28 protein-coding genes and 1 pseudogene are annotated in these 26,496 nt (G+C 32.3%); 10 read left to right on the forward strand and 19 right to left on the reverse strand.

Annotation, left to right across the window (positions count from 1 at the left end; genetic code table 11):
• Positions 1 to 244 (reverse strand): annotated as a pseudogene (locus tag PHC28_RS02510) (30S ribosomal protein S1); the annotation flags it as partial.
• Between the two features lie 725 nt (positions 245 to 969).
• Here PHC28_RS02510 and PHC28_RS02515 point away from each other — a divergent pair.
• The 8 genes from PHC28_RS02515 to PHC28_RS02550 all read left to right on the forward strand — a co-directional run bounded on the left by PHC28_RS02515 (position 970) and on the right by PHC28_RS02550 (position 6,404).
• Complete coding sequence (locus tag PHC28_RS02515) at positions 970 to 1,569, forward strand: hypothetical protein (RefSeq protein WP_300096411.1); 600 nt, start codon at positions 970 to 972, stop codon at positions 1,567 to 1,569.
• A 46-nt stretch (positions 1,570 to 1,615) separates the two neighbouring features.
• Positions 1,616 to 1,864 (forward strand): hypothetical protein, encoded by a 249-nt coding sequence (locus PHC28_RS02520; RefSeq protein WP_300096412.1) that lies wholly within the window; start codon positions 1,616 to 1,618, stop codon positions 1,862 to 1,864.
• A gap of 193 nt (positions 1,865 to 2,057) precedes the next feature.
• Positions 2,058 to 2,801, forward strand: a complete 744-nt coding sequence (locus PHC28_RS02525; protein WP_300096413.1) for a hypothetical protein — start codon at positions 2,058 to 2,060, stop codon at positions 2,799 to 2,801.
• A 411-nt stretch (positions 2,802 to 3,212) separates the two neighbouring features.
• Positions 3,213 to 3,875, forward strand: a complete 663-nt coding sequence (locus PHC28_RS02530) for a DUF4328 domain-containing protein (RefSeq protein WP_300096414.1) — start codon at positions 3,213 to 3,215, stop codon at positions 3,873 to 3,875.
• Positions 3,876 to 3,911: 36 nt separating this feature from the next.
• Entirely contained in the window at positions 3,912 to 4,139 is a 228-nt protein-coding gene (locus PHC28_RS02535) for a hypothetical protein (RefSeq protein WP_300096415.1), read from the forward strand.
• Positions 4,132 to 4,716, forward strand: a complete 585-nt coding sequence (locus PHC28_RS02540) for a Swt1 family HEPN domain-containing protein (protein WP_300096416.1) — start codon at positions 4,132 to 4,134, stop codon at positions 4,714 to 4,716. Before PHC28_RS02535 ends, PHC28_RS02540 begins: the two co-directional genes overlap by 8 nt.
• Positions 4,717 to 5,113: 397 nt before the next feature.
• Positions 5,114 to 5,671, forward strand: a complete 558-nt coding sequence (gene fic / locus PHC28_RS02545; RefSeq protein ID WP_300096438.1) for a protein adenylyltransferase Fic — start codon at positions 5,114 to 5,116, stop codon at positions 5,669 to 5,671.
• A gap of 70 nt (positions 5,672 to 5,741) precedes the next feature.
• Positions 5,742 to 6,404, forward strand: a complete 663-nt coding sequence (locus PHC28_RS02550; RefSeq protein ID WP_300096417.1) for a DUF4328 domain-containing protein — start codon at positions 5,742 to 5,744, stop codon at positions 6,402 to 6,404.
• A 366-nt stretch (positions 6,405 to 6,770) separates the two neighbouring features.
• Here the strand turns inward: PHC28_RS02550 and PHC28_RS02555 are convergent, their stop codons facing one another.
• The 3 genes from PHC28_RS02555 to PHC28_RS02565 form a co-directional block, all read right to left on the reverse strand.
• Complete coding sequence (locus PHC28_RS02555) at positions 6,771 to 6,920, reverse strand: hypothetical protein (protein ID WP_300096418.1); 150 nt, start codon at positions 6,918 to 6,920, stop codon at positions 6,771 to 6,773.
• A gap of 585 nt (positions 6,921 to 7,505) precedes the next feature.
• Positions 7,506 to 8,063 carry a DUF4494 domain-containing protein gene (locus PHC28_RS02560; RefSeq protein ID WP_300096419.1) on the reverse strand — a complete coding sequence of 186 codons (558 nt, stop codon included), beginning with the start codon at positions 8,061 to 8,063 and terminating at the stop codon, positions 7,506 to 7,508.
• 261 nt (positions 8,064 to 8,324) lie between these two features.
• On the reverse strand, positions 8,325 to 9,581 hold the full coding sequence (locus PHC28_RS02565) for a nucleoside permease (RefSeq protein ID WP_300096420.1): 1,257 nt from the start codon (positions 9,579 to 9,581) through the stop codon (positions 8,325 to 8,327).
• A gap of 271 nt (positions 9,582 to 9,852) precedes the next feature.
• Here PHC28_RS02565 and PHC28_RS02570 point away from each other — a divergent pair, with 271 nt between their 5' ends.
• Positions 9,853 to 10,581, forward strand: coding sequence for a YoaK family protein (locus PHC28_RS02570; RefSeq protein WP_300096421.1), 729 nt, complete (start codon positions 9,853 to 9,855; stop codon positions 10,579 to 10,581).
• 18 nt (positions 10,582 to 10,599) lie between these two features.
• Here PHC28_RS02570 and PHC28_RS02575 read toward each other — a convergent pair whose 3' ends face one another.
• The 15 genes from PHC28_RS02575 to PHC28_RS02645 form a co-directional block, all read right to left on the reverse strand.
• A complete protein-coding gene (locus PHC28_RS02575; RefSeq protein ID WP_300096422.1) occupies positions 10,600 to 11,577 on the reverse strand; it encodes a putative sulfate exporter family transporter in 978 nt (325 codons plus the stop codon).
• A 75-nt stretch (positions 11,578 to 11,652) separates the two neighbouring features.
• Positions 11,653 to 12,549 carry a LysR family transcriptional regulator gene (locus PHC28_RS02580; protein ID WP_300096423.1) on the reverse strand — a complete coding sequence of 299 codons (897 nt, stop codon included), beginning with the start codon at positions 12,547 to 12,549 and terminating at the stop codon, positions 11,653 to 11,655.
• A gap of 32 nt (positions 12,550 to 12,581) precedes the next feature.
• The gene (locus PHC28_RS02585; RefSeq protein ID WP_300096424.1) at positions 12,582 to 14,609 is read right to left on the reverse strand and encodes a hypothetical protein; all 2,028 of its coding nucleotides are present in this window, start codon (positions 14,607 to 14,609) and stop codon (positions 12,582 to 12,584) included.
• Between the two features lie 12 nt (positions 14,610 to 14,621).
• Positions 14,622 to 15,368 carry a 3-oxoacyl-[acyl-carrier-protein] reductase gene (gene fabG, locus PHC28_RS02590; RefSeq protein WP_300096425.1) on the reverse strand — a complete coding sequence of 249 codons (747 nt, stop codon included), beginning with the start codon at positions 15,366 to 15,368 and terminating at the stop codon, positions 14,622 to 14,624.
• Positions 15,369 to 15,487: 119 nt separating this feature from the next.
• Entirely contained in the window at positions 15,488 to 15,916 is a 429-nt protein-coding gene (locus PHC28_RS02595) for a hypothetical protein (protein ID WP_300096426.1), read from the reverse strand.
• 118 nt (positions 15,917 to 16,034) lie between these two features.
• Complete coding sequence (gene sucD / locus PHC28_RS02600) at positions 16,035 to 16,907, reverse strand: succinate--CoA ligase subunit alpha (protein ID WP_300096427.1); 873 nt, start codon at positions 16,905 to 16,907, stop codon at positions 16,035 to 16,037.
• 96 nt (positions 16,908 to 17,003) lie between these two features.
• Positions 17,004 to 17,366, reverse strand: coding sequence for a nuclear transport factor 2 family protein (locus PHC28_RS02605; RefSeq protein WP_300096428.1), 363 nt, complete (start codon positions 17,364 to 17,366; stop codon positions 17,004 to 17,006).
• Between the two features lies 1 nt (position 17,367).
• Positions 17,368 to 18,297 carry a UDP-3-O-(3-hydroxymyristoyl)glucosamine N-acyltransferase gene (locus PHC28_RS02610; RefSeq protein ID WP_300096429.1) on the reverse strand — a complete coding sequence of 310 codons (930 nt, stop codon included), beginning with the start codon at positions 18,295 to 18,297 and terminating at the stop codon, positions 17,368 to 17,370.
• 23 nt (positions 18,298 to 18,320) lie between these two features.
• On the reverse strand, positions 18,321 to 18,887 hold the full coding sequence (efp, locus tag PHC28_RS02615; protein ID WP_300096430.1) for an elongation factor P: 567 nt from the start codon (positions 18,885 to 18,887) through the stop codon (positions 18,321 to 18,323).
• A gap of 132 nt (positions 18,888 to 19,019) precedes the next feature.
• The gene (gene lpxA, locus PHC28_RS02620) at positions 19,020 to 19,805 is read right to left on the reverse strand and encodes an acyl-ACP--UDP-N-acetylglucosamine O-acyltransferase (RefSeq protein ID WP_300096431.1); all 786 of its coding nucleotides are present in this window, start codon (positions 19,803 to 19,805) and stop codon (positions 19,020 to 19,022) included.
• A gap of 61 nt (positions 19,806 to 19,866) precedes the next feature.
• A complete protein-coding gene (locus PHC28_RS02625) occupies positions 19,867 to 21,255 on the reverse strand; it encodes a bifunctional UDP-3-O-[3-hydroxymyristoyl] N-acetylglucosamine deacetylase/3-hydroxyacyl-ACP dehydratase (protein ID WP_300096432.1) in 1,389 nt (462 codons plus the stop codon).
• Complete coding sequence (gene lpxD / locus PHC28_RS02630) at positions 21,248 to 22,294, reverse strand: UDP-3-O-(3-hydroxymyristoyl)glucosamine N-acyltransferase (protein WP_300096433.1); 1,047 nt, start codon at positions 22,292 to 22,294, stop codon at positions 21,248 to 21,250. The genes PHC28_RS02625 and lpxD overlap by 8 nt, the downstream gene beginning before the upstream one ends.
• A gap of 131 nt (positions 22,295 to 22,425) precedes the next feature.
• Entirely contained in the window at positions 22,426 to 23,655 is a 1,230-nt protein-coding gene (locus PHC28_RS02635) for an HD domain-containing protein (protein WP_300096434.1), read from the reverse strand.
• A gap of 48 nt (positions 23,656 to 23,703) precedes the next feature.
• A complete protein-coding gene (locus tag PHC28_RS02640; RefSeq protein ID WP_300096435.1) occupies positions 23,704 to 24,327 on the reverse strand; it encodes a murein L,D-transpeptidase catalytic domain-containing protein in 624 nt (207 codons plus the stop codon).
• Positions 24,328 to 24,631: 304 nt separating this feature from the next.
• On the reverse strand, positions 24,632 to 25,426 hold the full coding sequence (locus PHC28_RS02645) for a DUF1080 domain-containing protein (protein WP_300096436.1): 795 nt from the start codon (positions 25,424 to 25,426) through the stop codon (positions 24,632 to 24,634).
• Positions 25,427 to 25,678: 252 nt separating this feature from the next.
• Here PHC28_RS02645 and PHC28_RS02650 point away from each other — a divergent pair.
• On the forward strand, positions 25,679 to 26,496 hold an 818-nt coding region (locus PHC28_RS02650; protein WP_300096437.1), incomplete at its 3' end, for a response regulator.

Raw genomic sequence — 26,496 nt, forward strand, 5'->3', positions numbered from 1 at the left:
GGAATTCGTTTAAGGAAATAACACCTTCCGATTTTGCGTTGAGATCAACGATAACGTCTCTATCAGTAATTCTAACAACAATACCTTCTACTACTTCTTCTTGATATGTCGCGATAAAAGTTTTTGAAACTAGGTCTTCGAATTCTTGTAAGTTTTTCTCATCTACGGCATCAATACCTTCTTCAAAGTTGTGCCAGTTGAAATTTGCTAAAAACTCTTCTTGTGATTTTAATTGTTCAGACATGCTGATTAAAAATTTGTATTCTGTATTCTCTCGAGTTTCATAACGTGCTAGAAAACAACAGAAGTTGTTTGTATAATTAGTTTTTACCCAAAGGAAACTCTTATTCACCAAAAGGTGTGCAAAAGTAATTCTTTTTTATTGAACTGCAAAATAATTCTCCAGAGATAATCTATTGATTTTTAGGAGCAAGACTTTTTGGGGTTTTAATGGGCTCTGCTCCCGCTATCCGCTACAATCTTTGTGTCCGAACACCGGCCGCAAAGGATTTCCGCTACTATCGGGGCTAATTATAACTTTTAGGATTTCAACACCTTTGTCAAAGTTCAAAACTTTGACAAAGGTTCTTTTTACCAAATCTTATCATTTTTAACAAGACAAAAAAATCACTAAAAATCAAATCATTAGCTGAAAATAAAAAATAAATATTTTATTATTTTGTAAGAAATAAAGCCTATATTTGAACTTAAATATTGTTTGATAATTTTCACTACTATTTACCAGAAATAGGGTAGCTTTGCGTGATTTTGTTAAACATATAAATTAGTTGGCAGAAAATTTTGTGCAACGTTGTCCGAAAAACCAATTGAAAAACTTTTATTTATTCAAGAAAATAGAAAGAAACGGTTAGAAATTAACAGCAGAAAATTTGAGAGTCATCGGTCGGAAAAACCGAAACAGCGACCAATAAATGACTGAAAGTAGGTAAATTAATAAATTTACTTAAAATGAGTAAAAATGTCCTTTTCTTTATTTGTGCAATACTAATTAGTCTTACAGTAAATGCTCAAAAAAAAACATCATCATATTATAGTCTAGGTTCAACAGAAGATGAAGTTTTAAAAATTCAAGGGCAACCGACTTCTATATCCAAAATCGGTAATTCGACCACATATTTCTACAGTTATAGCTATGTTAGCTTTGAAAATGGCAAAGTTGAATCATACAATAATAGTGCTCATAATCTTAAAATAAAAATAAAACCTCAATCACCGAAACCAAAAAAAATTGGAAAATTTGTATATTTTCAATTTCTTAATGGTCACACGGAATTTGATAATTTTTCAGGCAAATTTATTAGAATAGAAAATGAAATTTCGGATATATACTCAATTCCAAACTATACTACAGATAAACAAAGTGAAATAGAATTCTGCATATCAAAAAGTTATAAAGAATGGACTGGAGAAAATGTAATTTTGATCCCAGTTGTTTCTGGAGATAAAAATACAATTATAACATTATGGAAAACAGAACAAGGAAAAGTTTCTACACAAGGATTTTTGTGTGGTCAACATACTGAAGAAGGCATTATGTTGAAATTATAAGTTTTTAAAATCAAAAAAATAACTTTATAAAACAATTGATATTACAATGAAAAAAGATGAAATAATTTCAAACGTCAAAGATTGCTTCAAGAATGCACATAAATTCTCTAGTTATTTAGGCGAATCTAAGTCAATAAATCGAGATTATTTAGTTGAAAATTTAAAAAATGTTTCAGCTACAGAAATACATATAGCACTTTTAGAAATGCACGAAAATAAAGAAATTGAATATGATACAAACTCAGGATTAATATTAATTTCCTTATCTACGAAGCCCGATAGCTTGGATTTTTAGTACGTACCGAAAACTCAGGACAACATACCCGTTACAAAATATTTTACTGAGCTTTTGCATAAATCCCTGCAAGACATAATATAAGTATGATTTTGTTATCCGGCTACTAAGTCCCAATTGGGTGAAGGAAACTTGAAATAACTTAAGAGGTAAAAGTAACATAATTTTCATATAATCTAAAATATCAATCATTATGAAAGGAAAATCAAGCTGGGGTATTAAATGTGATTTAGGAGTTTTTAATGATCCTTTAGAGTTTATTCCTACCAACCGAAAAGGATTTTTAGCCTGCAAAGTAAATCTTGAAGGAAGAATTTATTCTGTTTACATTACACCTAAAAATTTAAAAAAGTTTGAAAATTCAATTCAATATAGATGTTTCCGATTGGTTTTTGAAAATGAATGGAATGAGATATCCAACCAAAATGATCCATCGATTCAAATTGCTCTTATAGACGAAATAACAGATTACGAGTTGAAACATTATTGTAATAATACATTTGAACAAATTAAAACTAAAATTGGTGTGGAAAAGTTTTCATTCAGAAAACCATATCATCCAAAAGCTGCAGAAACCCATTTGTTTGATTCTGCCATTATTAATGGTAAATTTCATAAAATTTGGATTTCAGTTAATGCATTAAATTTTATAAATGAAAATCCAAATGTAAATACTCTTCAACTTGTCTTTAGTGAAGAAGATAATTTTGACCATAACAGTATGAAATTCAGAGAAGCTAATTATACAATAGAAATACTTTTGTGGGATGAAATGTCCTTCGAAGAAATAATTTATGAAGAAGATGAAAAACAATGGAGAGCGGAATTAATAGAAGAGGAAGAAAGGCGATGCAACGCTATGTTGGATAACATCAGCGGAGATTGGGGTGGACTAACCGGTGAAGAAGCTGAGCTGGGCAGACAAAACTGTGATTAAAATATAACATATTTGCGATTTAATAGTTGAAAAAATGATAATTACTACCATAAACAATGAGGAAAATAATGTTCAAGAACAGATTTCTTTAAAACCACCTTATGTTTTTTTATATTATTTTCAGCGTCAGGTGATACTTATCTGAATCGACATCAAGGTTTCTGTAACAGTAAAACTTGCAATTATAAATCAAAAGGATACGCTTTTATTGGAAATGTTTCCCGTAAATATTTTGAATTAATAGTAGAAATTAAAGATGGGGTTGTGAGTGATTTATATCAATGTCACAGTTTCAAATGCAATGATAAAGGGATAATTAAAAAGGGAATTGTTTTGATTAATGATGCCCCTTTTTAAACCACAACAATTTGCCACAACAACCCTAAAAACTACTAGAAATTAAGAAAATAAATGCAAGATTTAAAACCAAACGAACAGCGGTCTCAAAATGCAATTCTCCTAATTTGGATTGCTTTGGCAATGAATTGTATTTCATTAATTTCCAGTTATTTTCAATATGATTTACTGCAAACAGCCGCAAATGGAGGCAAAATTTCGGCAGAAGATATAACTTCAAATGACAATCGGGAACAAGCCATTGGTATCATTCAAATTATTGTTTTTGCGGTGTCCGCTATTACTTTTATACAATGGTTTAGACGGGCTTATTTCAATCTTCATTTGAGAGTGAATCATTTATCGCATTCAGAAGGTTGGGCTGCAGGCTGTTGGTTTGTACCCATTATAAACCTATTTAGACCTTACCAAATAATGAAAGAATTATTTCAAGAAACGCATTTGTTTTTAAAAAGAAATGATATATTTACAAATGAGCACTTTTCAACTTCATCATTGAGTTTATGGTGGACATTTTGGATTATCGATAGGTTTTTTGGACAGTTTGTTTTTAAGTACTCAATGAAAGCCGAAACAATTGATGAATTGACTACTAGCACAATTGCAGAAATGGTATCCAATGGTATTGGAATAGTATTAGCAATAATTACGGTAAATATCATTACTGAATATAGCAAATTGGAACCATTAATGCATAAAGTAAAAATAGTGGAATGAGATTCAGTCCCCGCTACCGCCCGAACTCTTTTAGAAATGGCAGATTTGAATCACAATGCAAAACCAAGGGTAGCTATCCATGACAAACAAGAAGAAAAACAATCTATCGCTGATGACAAACCCCAAGATGTACTAACACCGAAAACATTATCAACATCTAAAGTTGGGCTTCATTATAATATACAAATACATTTGCCAGCAACTAAAGACGTCGAAGTTTATAACGCAATATTTAAATCACTAAAAGAACATTTGATTGACTAGTAAAAAAGATTTACGAGATTTCTTTTTCAGAGGATTAATGTTTGAATCTGAAGCAGATGGATTCCAAAAAGCTGGAATTCAAATTGGTGCGGACAATCAGTTCACTGAAAAACAACTGTTAGCTGAAGCATTATCTCCTTTTGGGGTTAGCAGGAGGAATAATGGGTTAGAAATGGCAAGACTTTATGCTGTTATAAATTGTTTTGAAAATGAAATCAGAGCATTTATTCGAGAAACTCTTGAAGAAAATGTAGGTTTAGATTGGTGGGATAAACTTCCAAAAAACATAAAAACCAACGCTGAAAGCAGACAAGCAACAGCAATGAAAGATTCGTGGTTAGAAGGAGAAAAAAGTGACCTTCTTGGGTTTGTCGATTTTGGTATGTTAGCCAAAATAATGATAGAAAAATGGGAGTTTTTTAGTAATTTAATTCCATCTCAACATTGGCTAAACCAAAGAATGGACGAGTTAGAGAAAGCTCGTAATTTTATTGCTCATAATAGAATGTTACTGCCTTCTGAGTTTCAAAGAATATATATGTATGTTGCTGATTGGAATAGAGTTATTGGTTTATAAACAAGTTGAACAAAACCCACTGCACAAAGTCTCCCGACTTCGTACCCATTAAAAGTCAATTTTTAAATAAAATGAAATGAGCAACACAAAAATATCCATACGATTCTTTGACGACCGCGAAGTGCGTGCTTTGTGGGAGGAAGAAAACGCCAAGTGGTGGTTTTCGGTATTGGATATTGTGGCTGTACTTACTGACCAAAACGACTACTCCAAAACCCGTAACTATTGGAAGTACCTTAAAGCCAAGTTGAAAAAAGAGGGAAGTCAGTTGGTTAGTACCACTACCCAACTGAAATTAACAGCGGCAGATGGCAAAAAATACAAGTCCGATATGCTTGACTACAACGGAATTATTGCATTGGGCAAAACTTTTCCCGGAACAAAAGCCAACCGGTTTATCGATTGGTTTACCTACAGCGATGAAAGCATTGACGGAAAAAGTAAAACAAAAGCCTATGCCTTGTTTGAAAGTTCTTTTATCGAAAGTATAGAAGTTGGCACAACCAAAGGCTTGCAACAGATTCACGGGTACTTGTTTGGCGGCTTATATGATTTTGCAGGACAAATTAGGCAAAAAAACATTTCAAAAGGTGGTTTTCAATTTGCCTCATCTCGCTTTTTGGGTGATACTTTAATACAAATTGAAGCAATGCCCGAAGCTAGTTTTGACGAAATCGTAACTAAATATGTAGAAATGAATATTGCACATCCGTTTATGGAAGGCAACGGCAGAAGCACTCGTATTTGGCTGGATTTGATATTGAAAAAACACCTGAAAAAATGCGTGGATTGGAGTAAAATTGGCAAAAACGATTATATGAACGCAATGGTAAAAAGTTCAGTAAACAACAGTTCACTTAAAAGACTGTTGAAAAATGCCTTGACCACTGAAATAAATAGCAGAGAAATGTTTATGAAAGGAATTGACTATTCCTATTATTACGAAGAAAATTAAAATAAATAACCCCGCTGTGCGAAGTCTCCCGACTCGTACCCACATAAATACTAAAAAGTAAGAAAAAAAAATGCAAAATTTAAAACCAAACGAACAACGGTCTCAAAATGCAATTATCCTAATTTGGATTGCCTTGGCAATGAATTGTATTTCATTAGTTTCCAGTTATTTTCAATATGATTTACTGCAAACAGCTGCAAATGGAGGCGAAATTTCAATAGAATATGCCACTTCAAATGACAATCGGGAACAAGCCATTGGTATCATTCAAATTATTGTTTTTGTGGTGTCCGCTATTACTTTTATTCAATGGTTCAGACGTGCTTATTTTAATCTTCATTTGAGAGTGAATCACTTATCGGAAACTGAGGGTTGGGCTGCAGGCTGTTGGTTTGTACCCATTATAAACCTATTTAGACCTTACCAAATAATGAAAGAATTATTTCAGGAAACCCATTTGTTTTTAAAAAGAAATGATGTGCATACAACTGAGCACTTTTCAATGCCTTCCTTGAGTTTATGGTGGACATTTTGGATTATTGATTGGTTTGTTGGACGATTTGTTTTTAAATATTCTATGAAAGCGGAAACAATTGACGAATTGACTACTAGCACAATTGCTGAAATGGTATCCAATGGTATTGGAATAGTATTAGCAATAATTACGATAAATATCATTACTGAATATAGCAAACTGGAACCATTAATGCATAAAGTAAAAATAACGGAATGAGATTTAGCAACTCTGCAAATTCTCCGCTGCCGCCCGAATCCTTTCGGGTGGTACAATAGTAATAAACCTAAATTTTCCCCACTGGCGCCCGTTTGTTCTCATTTTCTGGTGCTCGATTGCTCGAGTACCTATTTAAATTAAAAGACAAATCGTAGCGTTTGCAACGCGAATACCTAAAACAGGAATAACTTTAATAAATATACTCGAACCTTTATGGGAGTCAGTTTATATGAGCCGCGTTGCAAACGCTTTATTCTGTTTACAAAAAATAAGTAGGTACTCGTCACAGACAAGCACCAGATTTAGAGATAAAAAAACCCGACAGCTTTCAAAAAAACTGTCGGGTTTGCTATATAAAAAAGTTTCCTAATGACTCACGTTCACCACTTCCTCAGGATTGTGTTTGTGTTTAAACAAAATCGCAAAAGCAATCGCAATCACTAAAGCATAACCCGAAAAACTCAACCAGATATTGTGCCAATCTCTTACACCCCACTGGCGCCCGTTTGTCCGCATTTTCTGGTGCTCGATTGCATCGAGTGCCTACTTAAATTAAAAGACAAATCGTAGCGTTTGCAACGCGGATAACTAAAACCAGAAATAACTTTAATAAATATACTCGAACCTCTATGGGAGTCTGTTTGTATGAGCCGCGTTGCAAACGCTTTATTCAGTTTACAAAAAATAAGTAGGTACTCGTCACAGACAAGCACCAGATTTGGAGATAAATTTCTAGTGTTCGGCTAGCGCGGTTTTGCAAACCGTGCCCATAAATACTAGCAAACAAAGTAAGGAGAAATAAAATTAAAAAGAAGTCCTAGTAATTCTGATAATTGCAATTGGCACGGATTGCAAATCCGCGCTATCCTTCTTTGATAAATTTCCGTGCCGTACCCCGCTGTGCGAAGTCTCCCGACTTCGTACCCACTACTATATACCACTACAACTTTAGCAACTTATTTTTATGACTTGTGTTTGTTGCCTATTGAAATAGCTACGAAGTCTGACTTCGCATAGCTTCCCTAGAAAAACAAGAACATAGCTAGCGCGGTTTTGCAAACCGTTCCCATAAACACAAATAAATGTCAATTATTTATTCGCTTAACTAATTTCTTCAAGAGCCATTTCCAGTTCTGCTTCAATACTTATTTGTTGATCTTGCGCTACAATTGGTTTCGAATCTTTAAGTGTGTTAAATCGTTCTAGTTCTTCTAATGCTCCTTCTTCGCCACTAAAATAAGGAAAAACATCCATAATTGGAGATTCAGAAATGGCTGGAATATTGTAATCGCCCATAGTGTTTTTCATAGCATAAATTGTATTGTCATAAGCTTCTTTTACATCATTGGCTTGAAGCAATAAATACATATTTGTCTTGCGTTCTTTGCCGCTTTCTTCATCATACGCCACTAATGAAACTTTGGATCTAAACCAACGATCTGCGTTTTCAAAAGGATGTATCTCGGCATAATTAGCCACTTTGATGTTGGTGATTTTAAATTCTTCGCTAATGTAAGCAGCCATTTCTTCGTTAATTCTTTTTTCGGCTTCTGTATAAGATAAAGCATCTACCAAATAGGGTTCTGTAACCACTTTTTGAGTTCCAGTTTCATCTGTTTTTCTATATTTTACTTTGCATTCATACCAAATTGCGCTCATATCTATTTTTTTTAAGGATGCCAAAGATAGATTTTAGGGACGAAAAAATGACCTTTCCTAGAAATAGATATTCACAATTTTAGAGAAGAATTTGGTATTTTTTATCAACCTTTTGGATATGAATTTGTTAGAAAATCTAGCATTCAAAAGAAACATAAAATAGTAAAGCTTCCCTCCTTTTGAAGGCTGGAAAGCTTTATAAAAACGAAAAACCCGACAGGTTTTAAAAAACTTGTCGGGTTTGTTATATAAAATAATTTCTTAATGACTCACTTGCGCCACTTCCTCAGGATTGTGTTTGTGTTTAAATAAAACGGCAAAAGCTATAGCGATGACCAAAGCATATCCGGCAAAACTCAACCAGATGTTGTGCCAATCTCTCACGCCATCGTGAGTGAAAAAAGTGTCAATAACTTGTCCGCTTACAATGCCTCCAAAGAAAGCACCAAAACCATTAGACATCATCATAAACAAGCCTTGAGCACTGGAACGAATAGAAGAATCGGTAGTCGTTTCGATAAACAACGAACCTGAAATGTTGAAGAAATCGAATGCCATTCCGTAAACGATGCAAGACATTATGATTAAAAATGTTCCCCCAAAAGAAGGATCACCATAAGCAAAGAACCCGAAACGTAAAACCCAAGCTAACATTGAGATTAACATTACTTGTTTGATACCAAATCGCTTCAAGAAAAATGGAATAGCCAATATAAATGCAGTTTCAGAAAACTGTGAAATAGACATTATTAAAGTAGATTTTTGAACCACAAAACTATTTGCATATTCAGGAATATTTCCAAATTCTGATAAAAATACATCACCATACATATTGGTCAACTGCAAGGCTCCACCTAAAAACATTGAGAAAATAAAAAACAAAGCCATTTTATAAGTTCCAAATAATTTAAAAGCATCTAAACCTAATTTTTGGGCAAACGAAGCATTTTTATCAATCAGTTTTTGCGGAGGACATTTAGGTAAAGTAAAAGAGTAAATCCCTAGTACAAAAGCAGCAAAAGCAGCTATATAAAACATATTGGCAGAGGCTTTGTTTCCAGATAAATTAGTAATCCACATAGCTGCAATAAAACCAATAGTTCCCCAAACACGAATTGGCGGGAAAACTTTGACAACATCATAATCATTATTTTTCAAAATATTATAAGCCACAGAATTTGATAAGGAAATCGTTGGCATATAACAAAGCATCGCACCAAAAATAACCCAATAAAATGTTATAGGATTATCAACTTGAGGAATATAACAAAGTGCTAAACCTCCTAAAATGTGCAGAATTCCGTATAGCTTTTCAGCATTTACCCATTTATCTGCAATAATCCCAGTCAATGCTGGCATCAAAATAGAAGAAAGTCCCAAGGTTGAAAATATGGCACCAAACTCGGCTCCACTCCATTGTTTTGTTGCAAACCAATAATTTCCAACGGTTATTAACCAAGCTCCCCAGATAAAAAATTGGAGAAAACTCATCAATGTTAGACGATTCTTAATATTCATAATGACCAAGCTTTAGATTATATTTTTGATATTTTTATATGATGCGTAAATCTAATAATAAATTAAGATATTACACATAAAACAGAACATAATTCAAAAAAAAACTACAACGAAATAAAGTTGTAGTTTTTTAATACTAAAATTCGAGTTTTCAGTTTTTAGAAAATCAATTAATCGGTAGTAAAATGAGACTATTAAAATTGTAAAAAATAAATTTGGAATTACAGAATACTTTTATAATATCAAATTCCCTATTTTTGCAAAAAAAATAATGTTTCGTCATAAAGGGAAAAATAGAACTTTTGCACATAATTTAAGGTTAGCAACTTTGCTATCTTTTGTTGCGGGAATAGTTAATATCACAGGGGTTTTAGCCGTGAAAACTTTGACTACTAATGTAACTGGCCATTTTGCCTTTTTTGCGGAAGAAATCACTAAACACGACTACATTGCTGCTATTGGTTTCTTTTTCTTCACAATTTTCTTTTTAATTGGGGCTTTTACCTCTAGCTTTTTAGCAGAATTAGTTTCAAAAAAAAATCCTGAATTTTCACATATAATTCCTATCATTATAGAAATGCTAGTTTTAATTGGCGTAGGGATTTTTGGGGTTCAAACTGGCATATCCTCTTTAGAAGGAAAATTGACAGCATTTTTTATGCTTTTTGCAATGGGAATCCAAAATTCATTAGTGACAAATATTTCTAAATCAACCGTAAGAACTACCCATTTAACAGGACTTTTTACTGATTTAGGAATCGAATTATCTCAGCTCTTTTTTTATAAAAAACCTGAAGAAGTAAAGAAATTGAAAACCAGTATTTATCTACGATTATCAATAATCACCTTGTTTTTTGTAGGCTGTTTTTCAGGAGGTTTTATTTACCATTTTATCGAAATAAAAACACTTTTTATTGCGGCCTTTTTTCTTTTAATTGCCCAATGGTATGATTATTTACGCCTAAAATTTCATATAATTAAAAGGAAAAAATTCCAATAATTAATTATAATATAATCACTAATTAAAATACACAATAGCTGTAAGCGATGCAATTGCAATAAACGCCCATAGCAAAACTCCCTGAAATAAAGGTTTTATACCAACTGTTTTCAATATGCTTCTATTCAATCCTGCCCCAATCAGAAACAAAGTTAAAGTAAGTCCTATTTTAGCAATTGAAACCAAATAAGGAGCAACGATTGCTGTTTTTGAAACATAAGTATTTAATAGCATTGCTAGAATAAATAATCCTATGAAATAAGGAATTTTAATTTTACTCGATTTATTTTTGAATATAACAGCCGTTATTAAAGCTACCGGAATTATCCATAATGCTCTGGCTAATTTTACGGTTGTCGCTATTTGCAAGGCTTCTGTTCCAAATTTATTAGCAGCACCCACCACCGAGCTTGTGTCGTGAATGGCAATGGCACACCATAATCCAAATTCTTTTTGAGATAAACCCAACCAATGGCCAACTGCCGGAAACAAAAATAGTGCAACCGAATTCAAGATAAATATAACTCCTAAAGCTACTGAAGTTTGTTTTTCATCTGATTTTATTACTGGTGCAATGGCTGCAATGGCACTTCCTCCACAAATTGCAGTTCCACACGAAATTAGATGGGATGTCTTTTTCTCAATATTGAACCATTTTCCTAAAAGCGTTCCCAAAATCAGGGTGCTAAAAATGGACGCAATGGTAAATAAAAAACCTTCTTTCCCTGCGGATAAGGCACTGTTGACATTCATACCAAAACCTAAACCTATAACAGAAATCTGCAATAAAATACTCGTTGCTTTATGGTTAAGGTTTAAAAATGGATGTCCAGAAAGATTTGCTACAACTAATCCTAACAATAAAGCTATCGGAGGAGAACTATAAGGTGTTGTGCAAAATAATATGAGCGCAACAAAAATAATTTGTTGAACGGTAGAGTTTATTTTAAAAAATAATGGGGACTGTTTTTGAATTACTTCGTGATTTGTTTCCAATGTAAAGTAGTTGAGTTATTATTCTACAAAGGTGAATAGATTATTCAATCTAAACTAATCGTATAAAATAATAAGCTATAACTTTAAATTATAATAACTCGCCATATTTTTAATAAATAATTCTGAAAGCGCATCGATTTTTCCTTGTAAAGTGATAATATAAAAATAACGTTCTATGACCAAATTTTCAATATCAAGAATTACTAATTCGTTATTTTTAAGCTCTTTTTCTATGGCGTGTATCGAAATAAAAGCAACACAATCTGAATTCATAAGATAAGATTTTATACTTTCTGTACTTCCTAATTTCATTTCAATTGTCAATTGTGACAAATTAATATTTAAGGGCTTCAAAGCATATTCAATTACTTCAAGTGTTCCTGAACCTTGTTCACGCATCAAAAATCGCATTGATTTTAAATCCTCTTGACTTACTTGTTCTTTATGTATTAGGAGATTTTTACTATTGCATACTAATACCAATTCATCTTTTAAAAATTCGGTGTATTTAATGGATTGATTTTTAGATTGACCTTCAACAATTCCTATTTCAATTTCTTTATTTAATAAAGCATTTTCAATTTGCTCCGTATTTCCGTTAAGCAAATTAACCTTTATTTCCTGCAATTTTTGATGAAAACGAGCCAAAAGAGGCGGAATTATATATTGCGAAATGGTGGTGCTGGCTCCCAATCGAAGTAAACCTCTTTGCTGATTAATTAATGCACTCAAGTCAAAATCTATTTCCCGATAAATTTCAAATATATTTTTAGTGTGCTCCAACAAAAGTTTACCAGCATTGGTAAGCGAAATTTTAGATCCGTTTCTTTCAAAAAATTTGATCTTATATTCTTCTTCTAACTCTTGAATGTGTTTAGAAATGGCTGGTTGCGTAATAAATAATTCTTTCGCTGCTTTTGTAAAACTCAATCTATTGGCAACAGTAAAGAAAACTTTAAGTCTAAAATCCATAATTCTATATTTTAATTAAACGGAATTTAAGCCTACAACATTCCATTATATTTCCTGATAAACCATTCTGAAGCTAGAGAAATTGCAATCATAACCAGCAACCAAACCCAATCAATCAAAGGAGTTTTGGTCACAATTTCTTTTTGAATGGCTTTGTAATTTTCATCTTCCAAAAGTGTCTTTATTAAAACATCAACTTGATTTGGATAATGTACTTTAGCTTGTGTTTGCGAAGCCAATTGGTTCAGCTTTTGAGCATCGGGATTAACAAATTGTTTTTCAATATCAAAATCCAGAATTTCAAAATGACTATTGTATGTCGTATTAGAGTTTAATTCTTTTACCAAAAAATTATATTGTCCTGCCAAAAGTCCGTCAAGATTTACTTTAAAGGAATTATTAGCTCTTAATAAATCGTAGTTTTTGACTTGCTTGGTTTTTGTATTCGTAACCGAAATCGTCAATCGTGCTTTTTCGTCGAATTCATAATTTTTATTGAAATAGGAAGCTGAAATTTCAATTGCTTCGCCCGAATTATAAAAATTTTCGTGGTTGACAACCAACGATTTCTTAGAATTATTGGAAGCTAAATATTGAATAATTTTATCTACGAAAACATCAAACTTTTCAAATGATTGATTATCAATATGACTTTGCAAACGCCATTTCCAAAAATTTTCTCCCAACAAAAAAACCGAACGTTTGCCTTGATTTTCGGCAAAAGCCAATAATGGCGAATTAGTTTCAATATTTCTAATTTTCGATGAAAGCAAAGTCGAAACGTTTCTGTTTGTAGTTACTGTTCCAAAAGCATTTTGCAAAGGCGGAAAATTTTCGAAGCCAATATTATCCGTTGCAAAAAGATTAAATTGAGAATTAAATCCCGCCAAATAATCTTCTTTTTGTCCGCTCATTTTGAAAACCAAACTGTTTTGTTGTTGGTTCAAAAAATTGAAATCAGTATTAGTTCCCGTGATAATTAAAGCATTAATTCCAGCTAATTTATTATTTTCAAAAAGCGACTTGAATTCAGCAGTTGGCTGATATAAAATTAGAACATTATAATCTTGTAATTCATTGATTTCTTTAGGTTTAACAAGAGTTACTTTTTGCTGTGCATTAGATTCAATTGCACGTTTCAAAGCACCAATGTCAGGATGATTTATTGCTGAAATTATTGCTACATTTGTCTTTTGATCAATGACTTCAACCGCAAAATTCTTAGTATTATTATAGGTGTTTTTTTCTTTTTCTTTGGATGAAATTGCAGCTTTAAAAACCTGCAAACCTATTTTATCAGCAGGTAGTAAAACATTTATAATTGCTGATTTTTTCGATGAACTAAACGAAATACTTTGTTTGTTTAAAATTGAATTTCTTTGGGAAATACTAAAATCAGCTATTACACTTTTGTTTCCTGAATACTGCAAAAATACTTCCACAGGAAATTTATTCTTTTGAAAAGCATATTTATTGACATTCAATTGGCTTACTTTCAAATCTAAAAATGGGGTCGTATCTCCTACAACCAAAGGATAAATTTTATTATTTGCATCAAAAGAATATACGTAATCATTTCCCAAAGTTTGGTTTCCGTCCGTGATTAAAACCGATGGAAAAGTGGTGTTTTTATAGATGCTTTTCAAGCTTTTAGCTACTTCCTCTAAATTGGTTTGAGTTCCCTTGAAATTAAATTCGTCTGATTGTTGAAATTCACTATCAAATAGATACGATTGTACATCAAATTTTTCTTGCAAATCCTTGTTTTGAAACAGTTTTTTATACAATTCCAATGCTGTTTCTTTGGCTTTCAAATCAATAATAGAACTCGAATTATCAACAACAATTGGCAAAGGTGTTTTGACTATTTCTAAAGTTTTTCTTGAAATTATTGGATTAATCAGTATGAGTAATATCCCAAAAATGGATAGAAAACGTAAAAAAGCCAAAATCAAGTTCACTTTCGACTTGGTTTTGGCTTTATAATAATATTGAAAAAACGACAAACCACCTGCTATCATCAATGAAAACAGAAGAAATAGAATAGTGTTTGTCGTCATTATTTATTTATACTAAGTCAACATTCCTCCACAAACATTTAATACTTGACCAGTAACATAAGCACTCATATCTGAAGCTAAGAAAAGGCAGGCATTGGCAACATCTTCGGTAGTTCCGCCACGTTTCAACGGAATTCCTTCTCTCCAACCTTTCACAACATCTTCACTTAATTTAGCTGTCATTTCGGTTTCAATAAATCCTGGTGCAATTGCATTGCAACGAATATTTCTTGAACCTAATTCAAGAGCAACTGACTTTGTAAACCCAATAACTCCCGCTTTCGAAGCTGAATAATTAGTTTGACCAGCATTTCCCTTCACTCCTACTACACTGCTCATATTAATAATAGAACCTGCACGTTGTTTTAAAAATGTTTTTTGAATGGCTTTGGTCATATTAAAAACCGACTTCAAATTGACATCAATTACTTGATCAAAATCAGCTTCTGACATACGCATCAACAAATTGTCTTTGGTAATTCCTGCGTTATTTATCAAAATATCAACAGTCCCAAATTCAGCTAAAACAGCATCGACAAAGGCTTGTGCTTCGTTAAAATCGGCAGCATTCGATTGATATCCTTTGGCTTTTATACCCATTTCATTCAATTCGTTTTCCAATGCCAAGGCTGATTCAACTGACGAACTGTATGTAAACGCCACGTTTGCACCGTTTTTTGCAAAAATTTCAGCAATTCCTTTTCCAATTCCGCGACTTGCGCCTGTGATGATGGCCACTTTTCCTTCGAGTAATTTCATATTATAGTTTAGTTTTTTTTTCGATTTACAAATATAGATTATTTAGCCATTTTATGAAATTTGAAGTATGAAAAAGGCCTTACCGAAGTAAAGCTTTTTGAAATATTTATTGATCTTTATTAAAAAGCTACATTCCATCTTGGCAACTTTGCATTTTCGTCCAAGAAATTTTGTAAAATTTGTCCTTCTACGAAAGTTGGAATTACTTTATTCTTTTCGTTGAAAGTTTCATACCAATAGATTTCTAATCTTTCTATTTTTTCTAGTTTCATTTGGGCTGGCCAAGAATATTTTCTTCCTGTTTTCGCAAATTGGTGACCGTTTACGATCTTATCGAATAATCCACCGTTTTTGCTTTTTAGTGTTCCGTCATTTTGGATTGTTCCAGTTGAACCAACCATAATCAATTCTTTTTCTTCTCCATCAACTGAATACACAAGGAAAATTCCACTTCCGGTTTCTGACGCATTGCAAACTTCTTCTAAACTATCATCAGTTGTGTAACTAAATTGATTTTTGACTTTGAACTTTTTTAATTCTTTATACATTATATTGTTTGTTGTTTATAGTTGGTTGTTTCCGCAACACAACTTATGAAAAAACTCCATCTCGTTTATTCAACTAGACGGAGTTTTATTTTGTTATTTAGAATTTGTTTTTTGGAATTTAACCCAATACTTCTTTTACTTTTTTTCCAATTTCAGCAGGTGAGTCAACAACGTGAATTCCACATTCTCTCATAATGCGCTTTTTGGCTTCAGCTGTATCATCAGCACCACCAACGATTGCACCTGCGTGTCCCATTGTTCTTCCTTTTGGAGCAGTTTCTCCAGCAATGAATCCAATTACTGGTTTACGATTTCCATCAGCTTTAATCCATTTGGCAGCGTCAGCTTCTAGTTGACCTCCAATTTCACCAATCATAACAATACACTCGGTTTCTGGATCATTCATAAATAATTCGATGGCTTCTTTTGTGGTTGTTCCAATAATTGGATCTCCACCAATACCAATTGCGGTTGTGATACCTAGTCCTTGTTTTACCACTTGGTCAGCTGCTTCATAAGTCAAAGTTCCTGATTTTGAAACGATACCAACAGTTCCTTTTTTGAAAACAAAACCTGGCATAATACCTACTTTTGCTTCTTCAGGAGTAATTACTCCAGGACAGTTAGGACCAACTAATCTACAATCTCTACTTTTGATATAATTATTAGCTTTAATCATATCAGCAACAGGAATTCCTTCAGTAATGGCAATAATAACTTTAATCCCTGCATCGGCAGCTTCCATAATTGCATCAGCAGCAAAAGCCGGCGGTACAAAAATAATGGTTGTATCAGCTCCTGCTTGATCTACGGCATCCTTAACTGTATTGAAAACCGGACGATCTAAATGGGTTGTTCCTCCTTTTCCAGGAGTAACTCCGCCTACAACATTAGTACCGTATTCAATCATTTGAGAAGCGTGGAAAGTTCCTTCACTTCCTGTAAAACCTTGAACAATTATTTTGGAATCTTTATTAACTAAAACACTCATAATATATTTATTTTTTTGTAGTTTTTTATTCGTGCTGCAAAAGTATAAAATAGTAAACAGTTATCAGTATTCAAGATTCAGTTTTTTATAACTAAATCAGGATAATTGGCTTATTTGATATGCTCTAAACAATTTTCCTTCTTTTAATTGCCAAATTACCATAAAATGAGCCAACAACATTTCTTCTCTAGGATTTTCTATAGTCTTTACAAAATGGGAATAGCGAACCGAAACCATATCTTTTTCAACAACAATATGGCTTATTCTTACTTTTGATCTTACGTAAGCTTTTCCCAACTTGCTGGATAAATCCATTAAATCATCATAATTCATTTGAATAAATCCTTTGCTACTGTTCCAATCTATCAAAATATCTGGATGCAAAAAATCTTTCAATATTTCACTATTAATCAGTGCTTCCGATTTATAAAATTTTAGAACAATTTCTTTGGCTGACATATCATTTTAATTTACTTAGAATTTCTGGCATCTTTTTGATGTTAGCGAGTTGTTTCAATTTTTCCCTAGATTCTTCTATTGGTGTTCCAAAATAAGTTTTGCCACCTTCAATTGATTTTGTAACACCAGTTTGCCCAAGTATTACGGACTTCTCCCCTATTGTTATTCCACTTGTTGTTCCAACTTGTCCCCAAATTGTTACTTCATCTTTGATTATTACACAACCTGCAATTCCCGTTTGAGAAGCAATTAAGCATTTTTTTCCAATAACAGTGTCATGACCAACATGTACTTGATTGTCGATTTTTGTTCCTTCACCAATGGTTGTATCGCCTGTAACTCCTTTATCAATCGTGCAAAGTGCGCCAATACCAACATTGTTTTCAATCACAACTCTTCCTCCCGAAATTAATTGATCAAAACCTTCAGCACGTTTTTTATAATAAAAAGCATCAGCTCCCAGAATAGTTCCTGCGTGAATAATCACATTATCACCAATTATAGTGTGGTCATAGATAGAAACATTTGAATGAATTAGACAATTTTTCCCAATGACAACGTGGTTTCCAATAAATGAATTGGGTTGAATTATTGTTCCTGTTCCCACTTTGGCGGAAGCCGAAATTGCAACATTAGAAAACTGAAATGGTTTAAAATGATTCGTTAAAGTATTGAAATCTCTAAATGGATCATCTGAAATCAACAAGGCTTTTCCTTTCGGACAATCCACATTTTTATTAATCAAAATGGTTGTTGCGGCTGAATTTAAAGCTTTGTCATAATATTTAGGATGATCAACAAAAACAATATCTCCCTCCTCAACAACGTGAATTTCATTCATTCCAGAAACTAAAAAATCAGAATTACCAACAAATTCACAGTTAATAATCGATGCGATTTCTTGTAATGTATGCTTTTTGTTAAATTTCATAATTTTCCATCAGGATTTTGTACTTATTCCTTAACGCGTTCCATATAATTTCCAGAAGCAGTATCAATTTTGATTTTGTCACCTTCATTGATAAACAATGGAACATTTACTGTTGCTCCAGTTTCAACCGTAGCAGATTTTGTAGCATTTGTAGCAGTGTTTCCTTTAACTCCTGGCTCGGCATAAGTCACCTCAAGTATTACCGATGCTGGCATATCAACAGAAAGTGGCAAGTCAGTTTCTGTATTGATGCTTACCATCACACTTTCGCCTTCTTTCAATAAATCTGGAGAATCCAAAACATTTTTATTTAAAGAAATTTGTTCAAAAGATTCTACATTCATAAAATGAAACTCATCACCTTCAGGATACAAATATTGAAATTTGTGGTTTTCAACTCTCACTTCTTCAATTTTATGACCCGCCGAGAAGGTGTTGTCTAATACTTTACCATTAGTCAAACTTTTAAGTTTTGTTCTCACAAAAGCAGGACCTTTTCCAGGTTTAACATGAAGAAATTCAATGATTTTATAAATATCATTATTATATTTTATGCACAATCCGTTTTTAATATCTGATGTAGATGCCATTTTAAAGTTTATTTGTTTCCTCACCCCGCCCACGCCAAAGCGTGGAGACAAAAAGTGATATTGTTAATAGATAATTTGTATTATTTGTTTTTTATTTGTTGCTAAATTCCCTTTCCTTAGGTGAGGTGGGGATTAATAATTTCCAGTATATCCCTTCATAACTCCACGAGATGAATTTCTAATAAAATCCAAAATCTCGTCGCGTTCAGGAGTTGCTTCCATTTCGGCTTCAATGATTCCTATTGCTTGGGTTACATTGTAATTTTTTTGATAAAGAATTCTATATATTTCTTGAATTTCTTTTATTTTTTCAGAAGTAAACCCCCTTCTTCTTAATCCTACTGAATTGATTCCTACGTATGATAAAGGCTCTTTTGCAGCTTTGGTAAATGGAGGAACGTCCTTTCTTAACAGCGAACCTCCTGAAATCATAGCGTGATCGCCTACACTAATAAATTGATGTACAGCTGACAAACCTCCAATGATGGCAAATTTACCAATTGTTACGTGTCCACCTAAAAGAACTCCATTAACAATAATGGCATTATCTCCAATATGGCAATCATGGGCAATATGTGCTGCTGCCATAATTAAACAATTATTACCAACAACCGTTTGTCCAGAAGCAATTGTTCCTCTATTGATGGTTACACACTCTCTAATGGTGCAATTGTCACCAATAATTGCCAAGGAATCTTCTCCTCCAAATTTTAAATCTTGTGGAATTGCCGAAATCACTGCTCCTGGAAAAATATTACAATTTTTCCCGATTCTTGCACCTTCCATTATAGTAACATTTGAACCTATCCAAGTTCCATCTCCTATAATAACATTATTATGAATAGTTGTAAACGGTTCAATAACCACATTTTTTGCAATTTTTGCACCGGGATGAACATATGCTAAAGGTTGATTCATATATTTCTGTTTTTGTTTCAGGGTTAAAGTTTCATATTAATCACTTAAAACTTAACCCAATTTACTGTTTTCTAGCTATTTGCGCCATTAATTCTGCTTCAGCAACGAGTTTTCCATTGGCGTAAGCATTGGCTTGCATGTGACAAATTCCTCTTCGAATCGGAGTAATTAAATCACATTTAAAAATAAGAGTGTCTCCAGGAAGCACTTTGTGCTTGAATTTGACATTGTCAATTTTCATAAAATAAGTCAAATAATTTTCGGGATCTGGAACCGTACTCAATACTAATATTCCTCCTGTTTGCGCCATTGCTTCAACTATTAAAACTCCTGGCATAACTGGTGCTCCTGGAAAATGTCCTACAAAGAAATTTTCATTCATTGTAACATTTTTCAATCCAACAATATGAGTATCAGACATTTCTATTATCCTATCTATCAATAAAAATGGAGGTCTATGAGGAAGTACTGCCATTATTTTATGAATATCCATCAAAGGTTCTTGATTCAAATCAAAAACAGGAACATAATTTCTTTGTTCAATTTTTATAATTTTGGCCATTTTTTTTGCAAAATTTGTATTTACAAAATGTCCTGGTTTATTTGCAATTATCTTTCCTTGAATTCTTGTACCAATTAAAGCTAAATCGCCGATAACATCTAGAAGTTTATGTCTAGCTGCTTCATTTGGATAATGCAAGGTTAGATTATCTAAAATACCGTTTGGTTTTACTGAAATTTTTTCTTTTCCAAAAGCGACTTTCAAATTATTCATTGTTTTTTCGGAAATTTCTTTATCCACATAAACAATTGCATTATTCAAATCACCTCCTTTGATTAAACCATCTTCTAAAAGAGATTCTAATTCATGTAAAAAACTGAAAGTTCTTGAATCAGCAATTTCTGTTTTAAACTCGGAGATATTTTTCATTGTAGCATTCTGAGTTCCAAGCACTTTTGTACCAAAATCAACCATAGCTGTAACTTGATAATCATCGCAAGGCATTACTAGAATTTCGCTTCCAGTTTCATCGTCAGTATAAGATATCACTTCTTTAACTACATACACCTTCCTTTTAGCCTCTTGTTCTTCGATACCAGCTTCTTCAATAGCTTCAACAAAATATTTTGACGAACCATCCATTATTGGAAGTTCCGAAGCATCTAATTCGATAATTACATTATCTAAATCACAACCAACCAATGCTGCCAAAACATGTTCGGGAGTTTGAATTTTTACTCCTAACTTTTCTAAATTGGTTCCTCTTTGCGTGTTTACAACATAATTTGCATCGGCTTCTATTACGGGTTGACCTTCGAGATCTTTTCGTATAAAGGTAAAACCGTTATTTATTGGAGCAGGTTTGAAAGTTATTTTTACTTCTTTTCCTGTGTGTAATCCAACTCCAGTTAACGAAATTTCCGTTTTGATGGTCTTCTGTTTAACCATTTTTTCCATTTTTTTGGTTTACTATTTGTTTTTTTAATTCTTCTATTTCTGTAACAATTTTAGGTAAATTCTTGAAATGAACGTAGGATTTGCTAAAATCATTATATCCAAAAGTTGGGCTTCCTTGCAAGATTTCATTGTCTTTAATATTACGAGCAACTCCTGATTGTGCCTGAATACGAACATTATTTCCTATGGTCAAATGTCCTGTTATTCCCACTTGACCTCCAATCATTCCACTTTTTCCAATTTTTGTAGAACCAGCAACTCCTGTTTGAGCTGCAATCACGGTGTTTTCACCAATTTCTACGTTATGCCCAATTTGGATTTGATTATCCAATTTTACTCCTTTTCTAATGATTGTGGAGCCCATCGTAGCTTTATCAATTGTTGTATTTGCTCCAATATCAACATTATCTTCAATTACAACATTACCTATTTGAGGGATTTTTGAAAATGTCCCATCAGGATTTGGTGCAAAACCAAAACCGTCTGCTCCAATAACTGCACCAGAATAAATGTTACAATTATCACCAATTACTGTTTCTGAATGAATTTTTGCGCCAGCAAAAATAGTGACATTATTTCCAATTATTACATTCTCTCCAATGAAACAATTGGGATAAATTTTTACATTTTCGCCTAAAACTACATTTTTTGAAACATAACTAAAACTTCCCAAATATAAATTATCACCATACTTTACATTTTCATAAATGAAAGAAGGTTGTTCGATTCCTATTTTATTAGAACGTTTTGCTTGGTCGTAAAACTCCAGTAATTTAGAGAATGATAAATAAGCATCCTCTACTTTTATTAAAGTAGTTGACAATTCTGCATCAGGAAAGAAAGTATTATTTACAATGGTAATCGAAGCTTGTGTGGTATAAATATAATTTTGATATTTTGGATTTGCCAAAAAGGTAAGCGAACCTTCGGATCCCTCTTCAATCTTGGATAATTTATGAACTTCGGCATTGGGATTTCCAACGACCGTGCCCTCTAAAATTCCCGCTATTTGTTCTGCTGTAAATTTCATCTTATCTGATTATATTTTTTATAGGAATAAGATGGAACTCCCTATATAATGTTCTGCTTATAGTCAAAAAAAAAGTACTGGTTCGTTTCATCCCGACAAAAATATAAAAAATAGATTTTAAATGTTCGTTTTTATACAAGTTGTTTTGGAAAACAAATATAATATTTGGTCACTGATTTCGATAACGACTTCAAATTCAATTGATCGGAGGCATCGACAACATCTTCAATAGTTTTGTCTTTTTTTAAAATCCGTATCGGTTCAGCCTCTTTGCTATAAGCTTGATTTTTAATTTTACCTTTAAAAATAAAATAATTTGCTTCTGCCAAGCTGATGTTGTTTTCTAAAGCAAAACGTTCTTTCAGCTCATTCAATTCTTCTGAGGAAGTTTTTTCTTCGGTTAATTTTATTTTCAATAAATCACGATTGATAATCATTTTGCTCAACGACGACAAGATGAAATCTTCCTGATTTTGCCAAGATTTCAAAGCACTAATAATATCAAAATCATCCAGTTGTGAAAATAAATTCAGGTTTTCACTATCAAAAGTTTCGAAGGTAATTTTATTTTGCATAAAGAACATTAACGGTTCGCTGCAAGGTAAAACAATTCCTTTTTGTGTCAATTCTTTAGCGCGTTTCAAAACTTTCGTTAAAATCAACTCAGCAACTAAACTCGTTTTGTGTAAATAAGCTTGCCAATACATTAATCGTCTAGACATCAAGAATTTTTCGACGGAATAAATTCCTTTTTCTTCAATAACCAAAACGTCATCAACTACATTCATCATCTGAATTAATCGCTCAGAATTGACATTCCCCTCTGCTACACCCGAATAAAAACTATCTCGTTTCAAGTAATCCATTCGATCCATATCGAGTTGGCTTGAAATCAATTGGAGCATAAATTTTCTATGATATTCACCCTTAAAAACCTGAATTGCTAAACTTAATTGGCCTTCAAATTCCAAATTCAATTGCTTCATAAATAAAAGCGAAATAGATTCGTGATGCACATCTTCTACTATACTTTTTTCCATTGCATGCGAAAATGGTCCGTGACCAATGTCGTGCAATAAAATGGCTATGTACAAAGCATTTTCTTCTTCTTTAGAAATAGAAACTCCTTTAAAACGTAATGTTTCAACGGCTTTTTGCATAATATGCATACAACCTAAAGCATGATGAAAACGGGTATGATTAGCTCCTGGATATACCAAATAAGACAATCCCATTTGAGAAATACGTCGCAATCGCTGAAAATAAGGATGCTGAATTAAATCGTAAATTAAAGCATTTGGGATGGTAATAAACCCGTAAATAGGGTCGTTGAATATTTTTAGCTTATTGATTTCGCTCACTATATTGGTTTGTTTTGAGGAACAAATATAAGCAAAGCAGTAATTCTATCAATAATAAATATCTAAAATGATATTCCTTTTAGAATTGTCAATTATTTTTTCAATTCTCTCATAGTATATTTCATTAACCATTGGACAACCAAAACTATGACAAATGGTTTTATCTTGTTCCACATAAGGCACATAACTATATTTATGCAGCACAATGCTTCTCGCAAAAGCATTACTATTTGTAGAGTCTAATCCATATAACTTGTAGGCTTTACCGAATTTTCCCAAATAATCTTTCCCAACATAATATTTACCTAATGAGCTGCAAAGTGAATTATTTGTATTGCTAAATTTCAATTCTCCACTATTTCCAGTTTCAGAACCTAGGCCGTGAGCCACCAAACCTTGATCTATTATTGAATCTTTTTTTAAGTCATACACAAAAAATCTGTTTTTGCCAGACATAATTTGCATATCAATAAAAAATGCCAGTTCATTGCTGTATTTTGGGTTATTGCGAATGAATTGCTTTATAATTTTTACCCGTTCCAAAAGCCTTGCTTCGGTTAAAGCTGTAACTGTCGAAATTTCAAACGGAGTTTTTCTACTATCTGGCAGTCCTTTTTTGAAACTAGAAAAGAGGATTCCAATTGGTATTAATATAAAAATTATTTTTCTCATTGGATAATAATCTAATTTTATTTGTGTTGTTTGCGACAATAATTATGCCGTTTTCTAGAAATGATTCTGATTTTAGAAAATAAATAAACGACGAATTTACAAAATAATTGTTTTACTATTTAAAAAAAATAAATTGTATTGTATTGTTTAAGAGTGTTTTAGTTTAATTTTTAAGTATAAAGCTACAAAGAGGATTAAAGCTAATGTTCTGATGCCCGTGCTTATTACAATCATTTAGATTACTTTTCAATTTAAATAGATAGTATTCATTTGCTTTTTCACTTGTGTTTATAGTCTTTATATTCTATAATCTTCTAATCCAAATATTTCTGAATTGAACTTTGCTATCATGATCTTGTAGCAAAATGACATCTTCTCCATGAGGGGAAGGATAATTATGCAAACCTATATATAATGTCAATCCATTAATTGTAGCATTATTTTGAACTAAAACCCCATTGTGAAGCACTGTAATTCTTGCTGGTTCATCAATTAACCCATTAGCTTTAAAACGTGGAGCAGTATAAATTACATCATAAGAATTCCAATCTAATGGCCCTTTCATTGCATTTACTAGTGGCGGATGATCTTTATAAATACTTCCAGCTTGACCATTGTTATAGGTTCTATTATTATAAGAGTCTAAAACTTGAAGTTCGTATCTGTTTTGAAAAAAAACACCACTATTTCCTCTAGCTTGTCCTCCTTCAATTACTTCATCTGGCGCACTCCATTCAATATGCAATTGACAATCACCAAACTGCATTTTGGTTTGTATAGCTCCTGAACCAGGAACCACTTCCATATAATCATTATTTACTATTTTCCAAGGTGATGCTTTTGAAACATCTTTTTGACTCACCCATTGATCCATATTTTTACCATTAAATAAAATAATAGCATCTGAGGGAGCATCGCCTAATTTTACTGCAGGTGTAACCACTTTTACTTCAGGTTCCCAAATTTCAGTCATTTCTGGTTTCATAACCATTGGAGAAATCTCAGGTGGCGTATTTACAAATGCATGTTGAGCCATTACAACAGAAAATGAAAAAACATTTAAAATAAAAAAACAACTTTTGATAAATTTTGATTTCATAAATATTTGAGTTAGTTTGTTTAACAAACATATCGAATAAAATTATTTTAATTAACATAATTATAAAAAAATAATTATTTTTTTTATTAATATGGCAATAAATACAAACTTAAAAAGATATATTCTTCTAATTCAACTATTGATTAACTGATAAAATTAATCAAACAATTAGTAAAATTTTAATATTTTACTATTTTAAAAAAAGTAAATTGCCACATTGATTTATTACTTTTGAATACTTTTTGTAAAACTATGGATAAGATAAAAATACTTTGGGTCGATGACGAAATTGACTATTTAAAACCTCACATTTTATTTCTAGAAAAGAAAAATTACAGTGTGACAACTTGCAATAATGGTCGTGATGCAATTGATATTTTTGAAGAAAATAATTTTGACATCGTTTTTCTAGACGAAAATATGCCTGGAATGAGTGGCTTGGAAACCCTTTCGGAAATGAAGGAAAAGAAATCCTCAATTCCAATGATTATGATTACAAAAAGCGAGGAAGAGTATATAATGGAAGAAGCCATTGGCTCTAAAATTGCCGATTATTTAATCAAACCAGTGAATCCAAATCAAATTTTATTGAGTTTAAAGAAAAATTTAGACCACTCTCGATTAGTTTCTCAGAAAACAACATTGGATTACCAGAAGGAATTTCGAAAAATTTCGATGGAAATGGCAATGGTAAATTCTTATGAAGATTGGATAGAATTATATAAAAAATTGATTTTTTGGGAATTAGAACTTGAAAACATTGATGACCAAGGTATGATTGAAATTTTGGAATCCCAAAAAGCGGAAGCCAATTCACAATTTGGTAAATTCATAGAACGTAATTATGAAGATTGGTTTGCTCCAAAAGCAGATAAACCCATTCAATCCCATACTCTGTTCCGGGAATTAGTCGTTCCTGAAATCGTAAAAAAAGACAAACCTAATTTATTTGTTGTCATTGACAACTTGCGTTACGACCAATGGAAAGTTTTCGAAAGTGTCGTAGGCAATCATTATAAATTGGAAAAAGAAGTACCCTATTATGCCATTTTACCAACAGCAACACAATA

The sequence above is a fragment of the Flavobacterium sp. genome (genome assembly GCF_028712645.1).
GTDB lineage: Bacteria > Bacteroidota > Bacteroidia > Flavobacteriales > Flavobacteriaceae > Flavobacterium.